The organism is Kitasatospora sp. NPDC043949 (assembly GCF_056435365.1).
In genome coordinates, this window is the sequence record NZ_JBWKEQ010000010.1 from 188,961 (window position 1) to 200,233 (window position 11,273).

Annotated in this window: 11 protein-coding genes; 6 read left to right on the forward strand and 5 right to left on the reverse strand. The window is 72.5% G+C overall.

Annotated elements, in window-relative coordinates; translation table 11 throughout:
• Positions 1-404 (forward strand): prealbumin-like fold domain-containing protein (locus AC07AL_RS11460; RefSeq protein ID WP_478317360.1); only part of this gene is annotated, 404 nt, incomplete at its 5' end.
• A gap of 172 nt (positions 405-576) precedes the next feature.
• Here AC07AL_RS11460 and AC07AL_RS11465 read toward each other — a convergent pair.
• The gene (locus tag AC07AL_RS11465) at positions 577-1,731 is read right to left on the reverse strand and encodes a cystathionine gamma-synthase (RefSeq protein WP_063348017.1); all 1,155 of its coding nucleotides are present in this window, start codon (positions 1,729-1,731) and stop codon (positions 577-579) included.
• Positions 1,732-1,902: 171 nt separating this feature from the next.
• On the opposite strand from AC07AL_RS11465, the gene msrA reads away from it, so the two are divergent.
• Entirely contained in the window at positions 1,903-2,568 is a 666-nt protein-coding gene (gene msrA / locus AC07AL_RS11470; RefSeq protein WP_478317361.1) for a peptide-methionine (S)-S-oxide reductase MsrA, read from the forward strand.
• Positions 2,569-2,706: 138 nt separating this feature from the next.
• Positions 2,707-3,069, forward strand: coding sequence for a cupin domain-containing protein (locus AC07AL_RS11475; RefSeq protein WP_350880013.1), 363 nt, complete (start codon positions 2,707-2,709; stop codon positions 3,067-3,069).
• A 27-nt stretch (positions 3,070-3,096) separates the two neighbouring features.
• Here AC07AL_RS11475 and AC07AL_RS11480 read toward each other — a convergent pair whose 3' ends face one another.
• From AC07AL_RS11480 to AC07AL_RS11490, 3 genes are all read right to left on the reverse strand, one after another.
• Complete coding sequence (locus AC07AL_RS11480; RefSeq protein WP_350880015.1) at positions 3,097-4,383, reverse strand: L,D-transpeptidase; 1,287 nt, start codon at positions 4,381-4,383, stop codon at positions 3,097-3,099.
• 192 nt (positions 4,384-4,575) lie between these two features.
• Complete coding sequence (locus tag AC07AL_RS11485; RefSeq protein WP_063348021.1) at positions 4,576-4,911, reverse strand: hypothetical protein; 336 nt, start codon at positions 4,909-4,911, stop codon at positions 4,576-4,578.
• Between the two features lie 503 nt (positions 4,912-5,414).
• Complete coding sequence (locus AC07AL_RS11490; RefSeq protein WP_363585474.1) at positions 5,415-6,815, reverse strand: cystathionine beta-synthase; 1,401 nt, start codon at positions 6,813-6,815, stop codon at positions 5,415-5,417.
• 256 nt (positions 6,816-7,071) lie between these two features.
• Here AC07AL_RS11490 and AC07AL_RS11495 point away from each other — a divergent pair, with 256 nt between their 5' ends.
• The 3 genes from AC07AL_RS11495 (at position 7,072) to AC07AL_RS11505 (ending at position 10,696) form a co-directional block, all read left to right on the forward strand.
• Complete coding sequence (locus tag AC07AL_RS11495) at positions 7,072-8,154, forward strand: SGNH/GDSL hydrolase family protein (RefSeq protein WP_363585475.1); 1,083 nt, start codon at positions 7,072-7,074, stop codon at positions 8,152-8,154.
• Positions 8,155-8,216: 62 nt separating this feature from the next.
• Positions 8,217-9,437, forward strand: a complete 1,221-nt coding sequence (locus AC07AL_RS11500; protein ID WP_063348024.1) for an acetyl-CoA C-acetyltransferase — start codon at positions 8,217-8,219, stop codon at positions 9,435-9,437.
• Positions 9,438-9,727: 290 nt separating this feature from the next.
• Complete coding sequence (locus AC07AL_RS11505) at positions 9,728-10,696, forward strand: hypothetical protein (protein WP_363585476.1); 969 nt, start codon at positions 9,728-9,730, stop codon at positions 10,694-10,696.
• Positions 10,697-10,789: 93 nt separating this feature from the next.
• Here the strand turns inward: AC07AL_RS11505 and AC07AL_RS11510 are convergent, their stop codons facing one another.
• Positions 10,790-11,158 carry a hypothetical protein gene (locus tag AC07AL_RS11510; protein ID WP_363629614.1) on the reverse strand — a complete coding sequence of 123 codons (369 nt, stop codon included), beginning with the start codon at positions 11,156-11,158 and terminating at the stop codon, positions 10,790-10,792.
• Positions 11,159-11,273 lie beyond the last annotated feature (115 nt).

The following is an 11,273-nucleotide window of genomic DNA, read 5'->3' on the forward strand; positions in this document are numbered from 1 at the left end:
AGACCAACGGCACCCCCGGCCTCCAAACCACCGGAACCAACCCCGACACCCCCGTCGGCTCCCCCTGCACCACCGGAGCGAACGGCACCTGCTCCGCGGACAACCTTCCGTTCGGCACCTACTACTGGCAGGAAACCGCCGCTCCCCCCGGCTACGAACTGCCCCAGACCGCGGTGACCACGGTCGAACTGACCGTGGACTGCCCGTGTGTGACGATCACGGTCGAGGACGAGAAGTGCCCGCCGAAGCCGTGTCCGCGCCCCCCTCACCCGCCGCACTCATGGGCCTCAGCGGACTCATGGACCCTGTGGGGCGGATGGAACCTCTGGGACCTGGTACGCGGTGAGTCCGGTCCGAACGAGGACTGCGCTTCCGCGTCGCCCACTTCCTGGAAGCGCTCCTGAAGGACCGCTCCGGCGCGAGCGCGTGAGGGCATGACGCGATGGACCGGCCGGAGGAGCCCGCAGGGGCTCCTCCGGCCGAGTGCGCCGACAGCGCGTCAGGTGACCACCGAGGTCCCCAGCCGGCTCATCGAGGCCGAAGATCCTCAACAGAATCCGGGCCTCTGAACGCGTCCTAGCCCAGTGCCTGCTTGAGGTCGGCGAGCAGGTCGTCGATCGACTCGATGCCGACCGAGACGCGCACCAGGTCGGCGGGCACCTCCAGCGCCGAACCGGCCACCGAGGCGTGGGTCATCCGGCCCGGGTGCTCGATCAGCGACTCCACGCCGCCGAGCGACTCGCCGAGGGTGAACAGCTGCGCGCGGTTGCAGACCTCGACCGCAGCCTCCTCGCCACCCTGGACCCGGAACGAGACCATGCCGCCGAAGGCCTTCATCTGCTTGGCGGCGATCTCGTGGCCGGGGTGCTCGGGCAGGCCCGGGTACAGCACCTGGCTGACCTTCGGGTGGCTCGCCAGCAGCTCGGCGACCTTCTCCGCGTTGGCACTGTGCCGGTCCATCCGGACACCCAGCGTCTTGATGCCGCGCAGCACCAGCCAGGCGTCGAACGGCCCGGAGACGGCGCCCATCGCGTTCTGGTGGTACGCCACCTCCTCGCCCAGGCTCGCGTCGGCCAGCACCAGCGCACCGCCGACCACGTCCGAGTGGCCGCCCATGTACTTGGTGGTGGAGTGCACGACCGCGTCCGCGCCGAGCGCGATCGGCTGCTGCAGGTACGGGCTGGCGAAGGTGTTGTCGACCACCAGCAGCGCGCCGGCGCCGTGCGCGACCTCGGCGAGCGCGGCCAGGTCGGTGATGCCCAGCAGCGGGTTGGACGGGGTCTCCACCCAGACCGCGCGGGTGTTGGGGCGCAGCGCGGCCCGGACGGTGGCCAGGTCCTGGGTGTTGGCGACGGAGAACTCGACGCCCCAGCGGGTCAGCACCTTGGCGAACAGCCGGAAGGTGCCGCCGTAGGCGTCGTTGGGGATCACGATGTGGTCGCCCGGCTTGAGGATGGTGCGCAGCAGGGTGTCCTCGGCGGCCAGGCCGGAGGCGAAGGCGAGGCCTCGGGCGCCGCCCTCCAGCGCCGCGAGGCACTCCTCCAGCGCGGTGCGGGTCGGGTTGGCGCTGCGGCTGTACTCGTAGCCGCCCCGCAGGCCGCCCACCCCGTCCTGCTTGTAGGTGGACACCTGGTAGATCGGCGTGACGACGGCCCCGGTCTGGGGGTCTGCTTCCTGACCCGCGTGGATGGCGAGGGTCTCGAAGCCCTGGGGAAGCTGGTGCTCGGTCATGGGTCGAGCCTAGTGGCCGTGCGGCCCGGCGCCCTCCGGAACGTCCCAGCCCGCCGTGAACCGGGCCGGCTGCGAACCGGGGCTGCGGCGGAATCCGGGCGGCGCCGGAATCCGGGGGCGGCCCGCCGCGTTGAATCCTGCGCAACCCTCCCTACCCCGCAGGAGCAGGCCGTGCTGTTCAACCGCCACAAGACCTCGCTCGTTCCCGCCGACCAGGCGCTGCCCGGCCGGGAGTCGCCGGGCTTCGCACTGCGCGAGCCGCACACCGTGCTCGGCCACCCGCTCACCGGGCCGTACCCGGACGGCCTGGAGGTGGCCGACTTCGGGCTGGGCTGCTTCTGGGGCGCCGAGCGGACGTTCTGGCGCCTGCCCGGTGTCTGGACGACGCTGGTCGGCTACCAGGGCGGCTACACCCCCCACCCGACGTACGAGGAGGTGTGCAGCGGGCTGACCGGGCACACCGAGGCGGTCCGGGTGGTGTTCGACCCCTCGGTGATCTCCTACGAGCGGCTGCTGAAGACCTTCTGGGAGGCGCACGACCCGACCCAGGGCAACCGCCAGGGCAACGACGTCGGCACCCAGTACCGCTCCGCCGTCTACACCCACTCCCCCGCCCAGGCCGCCGCCGCGGCCGCCGGCCGGGACGCCTTCCAGCCGGCCCTGACCGCGCTCGGCTACGGCCCGATCACCACCGAGATCGCCCCGGCGGGCCCGTTCTACCCGGCCGAGCCGTACCACCAGCAGTACCTGTCCGACGCCAAGAATCCGAACGGCTACTGCGGCCTCGGCGGCACCGGCGCCTCCTGCCCGATCGGCGTGGCCCGCACGCAGAGCTGACCGTCCGTGACCGTTCCGGCGGGCCGGCCACCCGAGGTGACCGCCCGCCGGTCGGGGCGCAGACTGGAAGGGCCAGCAGACGGGCCTGCCTCCTCTCCGCGCGGGCGGCCGGGCCGTCCGCGCGGAGAGGAGTGCGCCATGTCCGGTCTCGTCCGCATGAACTTCGACGCCCCCGAGGAGGTCCGCCCCTTCGAGGAGGGCACGGGGGAGCTGCGCCTGGTCAACCTGGACGCCGGCCCGGTGGGCCGGGCCGTGTTCCACCCGGGTTGGCAGTGGTCCAAGCACGTGAAGCCGATCGCCAGGACCGACAGCTGCCGGGCCGCCCACACGGGGTACGTGGTCTCGGGCCGGATGAGGATCGTCATGGACGACGGTCAGGAGACCGAGTTCGGCCCCGGCGACCTGATGATCTGCCCGCCCGGGCACGACGCCTGGATCGTCGGCGACGAGCCGTGCGTCATCGTCGACTGGCAGGGCTTCGCCGACTACGCCAAGCGCTGACCGGCGGGCTCCCGGCGGCTCCCGGCGTCAGACCGCGCTGCCGGCCTTCCAGGCGGCCCAGCCGAGGTTCCAGCCGTTCAGGCCGTTGTCCGGCGCGACGGTCTTGTCACCGGAGTTCACGACCTCGACCACGTCGCCGACCATGGAGCTCTTGTAGAACTTGTAGCCGTCCGTGCTGCCGTCCTGCGCGCCCTTGGCGTCCTGGAGGCCGATGCAGCCGTGGCTGGTGTTCTGGCCGCCGAAGATCGACGACGAGGACCAGTAGTTGCCGTGGATGAAGGTGCCCGAGGTGGTGAGCCGCTGGGCGTGCGGCACGTCCGCGATGTCGTACTCGCTGCCGAGGTTGACGGTCTGCGAGTTCATCCGGGTCTGCTGGAACTGCTCGGAGATCACCATCTTGCCGCCCCAGGTGCGGTGCTCGGGCGACCCGCCGGAGATCTTGTAGACGGCGCTGACCTGGCCGTCGGTGGTGACGGTGAGCTTCTTGGCGCCGAGGTCGGCGACGCTGGTCTGGGCACGGCCGATGGTGAAGCGGACGTCCTTGGACTGGGTGCCGTAGACGCCCTTGGCGCCCTCGACGTCCTTGAGCCGGAGCTTGAGGGTGACCTTGGTGCCCTTGGCCCAGTACTCCTGCGGCCGGAAGTCGAGGCGGGTGCTGGAGAACCAGTACCCGACGATCTCGACGCCCGGCTCGGCTATCACGGTGATCGCCTGCTGGACGGCCTTGCGGTCGGTGATCGGCTTGCTGAAGGTGATCGAGACGGGCATGCCGACGCCGACGACCGAGCCGTCCTCGGGCGTGAAGTAGCCGACGAAGGTGTTGGCCGGGGTGGCCGTGGTGAAGGTGGCGTTGGCGTCCGCCTCCAGCTTGTCCTTGTCGAGGGCGGTGGCGGCCACGGTGTACTTGGTGCCGCTGGCGGGGGCGGCGGCCGAGGTCCAGCTGGCGCCGTCGGAGGCGAGCTGGCCGGCCAGTTCCTTGCCCGTGGAGTCGGTGACCTTGACGGTGCCCAGGGTGCCGTTGCTGACGGTGACCTTGACCGGCTCGCTGAAGCTGGCGGAGGCGGCACCGTCCGCAGGAGTGACGGTGATGACGGCGGTCGAGGTCTTCGGCGCGCTGCTGGTCCCGCCGGAGCCGCTGCCGGTGCCCGGGGTTCCACCGGAACCGCCCGAGCCGCCCGAGCCGTTGGCGTCGGCGCTCTTGGTGTCGTTGCAGGCCGCGAGCAGCAGGACCGGCGCCCCGATCAGGCCCGCGAGCACTCCGCGCCGGCTCCAGTTGCCTCCGCCTGCCCGCCCCTGACCGTCCCGTGCCGTCACGTCGCGTCTCCCTGCTGATCATCCCGGGCATTTACGGATACAGAAACGCAATCCGCCCGTGCACGGTTCCACCTCCGAAGGGTAAGCGATCGTATGAGATGACCCAACTTCCCGGTGAACAGGGAAAAAACGCCCGGCCTGCGGGGCAGACCGGGCGTTCACGAGCGGTGACGAGCCAGCGGGGCGAGGCCGCTACTCGGCGGACTCGTCCACCACGTACTCGTCCCACCCCTCGTTCTCGGGGTCGAACTCGGTCTGCGCCGACTCCCAGGTCGCCGAGGCCAGCTCGACACCCGGCACGTCGCCGAGCAGCGCCACCGGGTCGATGAAGTGGGCGAGCGAACCCGACGGGTCCACCTCGATGGCGTCGACGGACTGGGCGCGCTCGTCGTCGTCGAGGTACTCGTCCTCGGTCACCTGCTTCAGGGCGGCCGCCTTGAGCGCGCCCTCGTCGGTGATCTCCGCGATGAGCTCGATCTTGAGCCGGACGTAGCGCGGCTCGTCCTGGGTGGTTTCAGTGCTGGTCATGCGTGTGAGCGTACGGGAAGGGCCGGTCCCTCGGAGAAGGACCGGCCCTGCCGTTCTCCGCCTCGGTTCCCCCACCCGGGAACCGCGGAGACGCGCCGTGCGGCGCGCGGTGCCGCGGGAGCCGCCGCACCCTGTCGACCGGCCGCAGCCGGGCAGGGGCGGGACGACGGCGCCTCCCGCGGAGGCCCCTCTCCCCCGTTGCCGGGCTGGAGGGCGGACACGGCGGGTCGGGTCAGGACCGCCCGACGTGTCCGGAGCCGACCGCGTCCGCCGGGGAGCCGCTCCCGGACGGTTGCCGTCGTCTCGCTCGGCGTCTTGCCGTTGACCACCACGATGCCGGACCGTTGTTAACCGCGTGCTGCGGGCAGGTGACGCCGGTGTACCACTTCGCCCGTGGGCGAACCGCGGGCAAAGCGTGGGCGAACCCTCGTCCGCCCCGCCGACCGGAGCCGGCGGCGGGATCGGGGCCGGCGGCGGGGCCGGTCAGGGCCGGGGCCGACGGGTCAGTGCGCGGCGCGGCCGGCGAGGAAGCCCAGCAGGTCCTGGCGGGTGACGATGCCCTGCGGCTTGCCCTCCACCAGCACCACCGCGGCGTCGGCCTTCTCCAGCACGGTCATCAGGTTGGTGACCGTCTCGCCCGCACCGACGACCGGCAGCGGCTTGGACATCACCCGGTCCAACGTGTCGGTCAGCTCGATCTCCTTCGCGAAGACGCCCTCCAGCAGCAGCTTCTCCGCCACCGAGCCGATCACCTCGCCGGCCATGATGTCCGGGTGGCCGGCACCCGGGGAGACCACCGGCATCTGCGAGACGCCGTACTCGCGCAGCACCCGGACCGCCTCGGCGACCGTCTCGTTCGGGTGCATGTGGACGAACTGCGGGATGCCCTCGTGCTCGATGGCGTCCTTGCGGGCCAGCACCTCGCCGATGTGCGCCTCGTCGGTGGCCGAGGGCAGGAAGCCGTAGTCGGCCATCCAGTCGTCGTTGAAGATCTTGGACAGGTAGCCGCGGCCGCCGTCCGGCAGCAGCACCACCACGACGTCGTCCGGGCCCAGGTCCTTGGCCACCTCCAGCGCGGCCACCACGGCCATGCCGCAGGAGCCGCCGACCAGCAGGCCCTCCTCCTTGGCCAGGCGGCGGGTCATCTGGAAGGAGTCCTTGTCGGAGACGGCGACGATGCCGTCGGCGACGTCACGGTCGTAGGCGGTCGGCCAGAAGTCCTCACCCACGCCCTCGACCAGGTACGGCCGGCCGGTGCCGCCCGAGTAGACCGAGCCCTCCGGGTCGGCGCCGATCACCTTGACCTTGCCGCCCGAGACCTCCTTCAGGTAGTTACCGGTGCCGGAGATGGTGCCGCCGGTGCCGACGCCCGCCACGAAGTGGGTGATCCGGCCCTCGGTCTGCTCCCACAGCTCCGGACCGGTGGAGTGGTAGTGCGAGGCCGGGTTGTCCGGGTTGGAGTACTGGTCCGGCTTCCAGGCGTTCGGGGTCTCCCGGACGAGCCGGTCGGAGACGTTGTAGTACGAGTCCGGGTGCTCGGGGGCCACGGCGGTGGGACAGACGACCACCTCGGCGCCGTACGCGCGCAGGGTGTTGATCTTGTCGGTGGACACCTTGTCCGGACAGACGAAGATGCACTTGTAGCCCTTCTGCTGGGCCACGATCGCCAGGCCGACACCGGTGTTGCCGGAGGTCGGCTCGACGATGGTGCCGCCCGGCTTCAGGGCGCCCGAGGCCTCGGCGGCCTCGATCATGCGCATCGCGATGCGGTCCTTCACCGAACCGCCGGGGTTGAAGTACTCGACCTTCGCCAGCACTGTCGCGCTGATGCCCTCGGCGACCTTGTTCAGCTTGACCAGCGGCGTGTTGCCGACGAGGTCGATGATCGAGTTGTGGTACCGCACGGGGGTCCTCCCGGTTGTGGGCATGCGAGTGCTTTCGGTACTGCAAAGCCTAGGCCGTGCCGCCCGCCCCAGCCCGCCCTTCCGCCCCACCCGTCCCTCGCCCCGCCCCGGCCCCGCGCGGCGGCCCCCCACCCGCCCTCCTCCCCCCAATGGCCCAGCCCCGCAGGTAGCCCCGGCCCCCGCGCGGGTAGGAGGGGGGTGCAGGCATCGCCATGGCCCCGGAGGGGGCGGCACGAGGACGCGAAGGGGGCATCGGATGCCAGGGGCACAGGACTCGCGGGCCCGGGTGGCCCGCCGGATCGCCACCGCGGCGGCGTACGGCGGCGGCGGGCTCGGCCTGCTGGGCGTGGGCCTGGTGGGCGTGCTGCTCACCGAGAGCAAGCTGGCGATCCAGGCCATCGGCGTGCTGGAGGGCGATCCGCCCAAGGCCGACGGCGTCTACGGCGAGGCCTTCGCCGACAGCTCCGCCGCCACGCAGCCGCCGCTGGTGCTGGCCGTCCTCGGTGACTCCACCGGCGCCGGCCTCGGTGTGCTGCGGGCCCGGGAGACCCCGGGCGCGCTGCTGGCCGCGGGCCTGGCCTCGGTGGCCGAACGCCCGGTCCGGCTGGTCAACGTGGCCCGCACCGGCGGCCGTTCCGCCCACCTCTCGGGCCAGCTGGAGCAGGCGCTGCCGCACCACCCGGACGTCGCCGTGCTCATGATCGGCGCCAACGACGTGACCCGGCACAGCCCGGCCCAGCTGGCCGTCCGCCAGCTCGGCGAGGCGGTCGCGGCGCTGCGGGCGAACGGCTGCGAGGTGGTGGTCGGCACCTGCCCGGACCTCGGGACGATCAAGCCGGTGCACCCGCCGCTGCGCTGGGTGGCCCGTCGGCTGAGCCGGCAGCTGGCGGCCGCGCAGACCATCGCGGTCGTGGAGGCCGGCGGCCGGACGGTCTCGCTGGGCTCGCTGCTGGGCCCTGAGTTCGCGGCGCGCCCGGAGATGTTCGCCGCCGACCGCTACCACCCGTCCGCCCAGGGCTACGCGACGGCCGCGATGGCCGTGCTGCCCTCGGTGTGCGCCGCGCTCGGTCTCTGGCCGGAGGAGGAGCGCCCGGCCGCACCCGTGCCGGGCGGGACGGTGCTGCCGGTGGCGATGGCCGCCGCCGCCGCGGCCGGGCGTTCGGGCACCGAGGTCGCGGCCGTCGAGGCGGAGGGCGCCGGCCGCCGCTGGGCGTTGCTTCGCCACCGGCTGCGGGTCGGGCTGCCCGGCTCGTGGGCGCCCGAGGAGGCCGGGGAAGGAGCCGTTCCAGAGGCCGGCGACACGTCGGCCAGCTCACACGCCGGGACGGGTGACGCCTGATCTACCAGGCGGTAACTTTCCTCCCGGACGCCTGTCCGCCGTCACCCAGCGAGGAGCCCGCCATGCCCGAAGCCGTCATCGTCAGCGCCACCCGTTCGCCGATCGGCCGGGCCTTCAAGGGCTCGCTCAAGGACGTCCGCCCCGACGACCTGACCGCCCACGTCATCCAGGCCGCCCTGGCCAAGGTCCCGCAGCTCGACCCGCGCGAGATCGACGACCTGATGCTCGGCTGCGGCCTGCCCGGCGGCGAGCAGGGCCACAACCTGGCCCGCATCGTGGCCGTCCAGATGGGCATGGACTACCTGCCCGGTGCCACCATCACCCGCTACTGCTCGTCCTCGCTGCAGACCACGCGGATGGCACTGCACGCGATCAGGGCCGGCGAGGGCGACGTCTTCCTCTCGGCCGGCGTGGAGACCGTCTCGCGCAGCGTGAACGGGACCTCGGACGGCATGCCGGGCACCACGAACCCGGTCTTCGACGAGGCCCAGGCCCGTACCGCCAAGCGCGCCGAGGAGGGCGGCGGGGAGTGGCACGACCCGCGCGAGGACGGCCTGCTGCCGGACGCCTACATCGCGATGGGCCAGACCGCCGAGAACCTGGCCGCGCTCAAGGGGATCACCCGCGCCGAGCAGGACGAGTTCGGCGTCCGCTCGCAGAACCTCGCCGAGGCCGCCATCAAGGCCGGCTTCTGGGAGCGCGAGATCACCCCGGTGACGCTCCCGGACGGCACCGTGGTGAGCAAGGACGACGGCCCGCGCGCCGGCGTCACACTGGAGGGCGTCTCCGGCCTGAAGCCGGTGTTCCGGCCGGACGGCACCGTGACCGCCGGTAACTGCTGCCCGCTGAACGACGGCGCCGCCGCGCTGGTCATCATGTCCGACACCAAGGCCCGGGAGCTGGGCATCACCCCGCTCGCCCGGGTGGTCTCCACCGGCGTCAGCGCGCTCTCCCCCGAGATCATGGGCTACGGCCCGGTCGAGGCCTCCCGGCAGGCGCTGCGGCGGGCCGGCCTGACCATCGACGACATCGACCTGGTCGAGATCAACGAGGCCTTCGCCGCCCAGGTGATCCCGTCCTACCGGGATCTCGGCATCGACCTGGACAAGCTGAACGTCAACGGCGGCGCGATCGCCGTCGGCCACCCGTTCGGCATGACCGGCGCCCGGATCACCACCACCCTGATCAACTCCCTGCAGTGGCACGACAAGCAGTTCGGCCTGGAGACCATGTGCGTCGGCGGCGGCCAGGGCATGGCGATGGTGATCGAGCGGCTCAGCTGACCCGCCGGGCCGCCCCGAAAGGGTCTGGACCACCCATTTGGAGTGACCGTGAGTAATTGAGGGCCGGATCACATCGCGAGGTCGATCCGGCCCTCTTTTCGCTCGTTTTCAGCTCGGAAATCGACACTGCGGAGCGGATCAACTCCACTGCGTAGAACGGTGTTACCTAACAATTTGGGGACAAGAGCGAAAGTCCCCCACAAATTAGACATTCGCCACTGCGGCAACAGCCCCGGATGCGGCAGTGTGGACACGTAACCCCGTTCCGCTCCTCGCTAGGAGTACGTTCCGTGAGCGCCGTCTACACCATCCTGCTGCTGATCCTGATCACCGTGTCGACCGCCGTGCTGCTCCACCTCCGGGGACTCTCCCGCCGGCTGGACGCGCGGGCCGCGGCCCAGGCCGCACCCGCCCCGGTGGACCAGGCCGCGATACGCCAGGCCGTCACCGAGGCACTCGCCGCCGACCGCGAGCGGGAGATCACCGAGGCCCGGGCGTTCTGGGCCGAGCAGGAGGCCCGCGCGGCCGAGGACGCGCCACTGTTCGACTCCCCGTACACCGGCCCGTTCGCCAGCACCGACGAGTGGCCGCTGTTCTTCCCCCGCCCCACCGGCCCGCAGGACGCCGTCGACAACGCCGGCACCATGGACCCGGAGTTCGGCGAGGCGCTGCGCTCCGCGCTGGAGGACCTGATCAACGAGGGCCCCGCCGAGCCCGGACCCGAGGGCGGCTCGTCGCTGTTCCCCGGCCAGGGCGCCGGCACCTTCTCCACCGGCACCTCCTCCGCCGGCTCCGCCGAACCCACCGGGGACGCCCGCGCCCGCCGCGAGGCCGACCTGCTGGCCACCGGCCTGGAGGCCGGGCTGCTGGACGCCGACCAGGCCGTCGAGGACGCCCCGGTCGCCGCGCCCGACCCGCGCCGCCACCCCTCCCACCCCGACTTCGTGCCCAGCCAGGCGCCGTCCCGCGAGTGGACCGACACCCGGCTGGCCACCCTCGCCGACGAGGCCGTCGCCCTGATCGACGTCCGCCCGGGCCCGCTGGGCACCCTGGACGTGTACGCCTTCGCCGACGGCACCACGCTCTGCGTGGCCCCGGGCGACCGGGAGGCCGCCTACCGGCTGATCGACGCGGTCCGTGCCGGTGAGCACGTCCGGCTGCTCGGCGGCTCGCGCTTCTCCGGCTCGTACTCGCTGACCTTCTCCACCGACGAGGAGGCCGTCTACGTCCTCGCCGACCGGGTGGTCGCCAGCATCTGACGCCGCCCCAGCAGCGCGGCACACCACAGCACGCCGAAGGCCGGCCGGGTCAAGGGGTTACCGACCCGGCCGGCCTTCGGCGTGTCCGGACGTCTATCCGCAGAGCGCCGCCGTCTCCCGCACCGCGGCCAGCGCCCCGGCCAGCACCTCCGCGGCCGCCACCGGCCCGCCCGGCAGGGCGACCGCGTCGCCCTCCGGCAGCGCCGCCAGCGCGGCCGCCAGGTCGTGCCCGGCGACGGCCAGTTGGTCCCCCGCCGCGAAGGCCCCGGCGTCCGGGAACTCCCGCTCCGGCCCGCCCTCCGCCGCCAGCGCCAGGGCCGCCAGCCGCCGGGCCAACGCCAGCGCGGCCCCCGCCCGGGACTCGTACCCGGGCACGGCGCCCAGCAGTTTGCTCTGCGGCAGCGAGCGGAAACGATCCGCCAAGGAGTCGACGGCTTCGACCAGGAGCTGTACGTCATGCATGACAGGGAGCCTAAACGCCGCCGGGGGGGGGGGGGGGGGTGTTGTTGGGGGGGGGGGGGGGGGGGGGGGGGGGGGAGGGAAGGGGAAGGGTAGAAGACAGGGGGGCAAAGGTTGC

Bases quoted from the DNA above. Each gene is read 5' to 3' on its own strand.
- AC07AL_RS11475 (WP_350880013.1), top strand. From the start codon at position 2,707: ATGTCCGGTCTCGTCCGCATGAACTTCGACGCCCCCGAGGAGGTCCGC.
- AC07AL_RS11500 (WP_063348024.1), top strand. From the start codon at position 8,217: ATGCCCGAAGCCGTCATCGTCAGCGCCACCCGTTCGCCGATCGGCCGG.
- AC07AL_RS11495 (WP_363585475.1), top strand. From the start codon at position 7,072: ATGCCAGGGGCACAGGACTCGCGGGCCCGGGTGGCCCGCCGGATCGCC.
- AC07AL_RS11485 (WP_063348021.1), bottom strand. From the start codon at position 4,911: ATGACCAGCACTGAAACCACCCAGGACGAGCCGCGCTACGTCCGGCTC.
- AC07AL_RS11510 (WP_363629614.1), bottom strand. From the start codon at position 11,158: ATGCATGACGTACAGCTCCTGGTCGAAGCCGTCGACTCCTTGGCGGAT.
- AC07AL_RS11465 (WP_063348017.1), bottom strand. From the start codon at position 1,731: ATGACCGAGCACCAGCTTCCCCAGGGCTTCGAGACCCTCGCCATCCAC.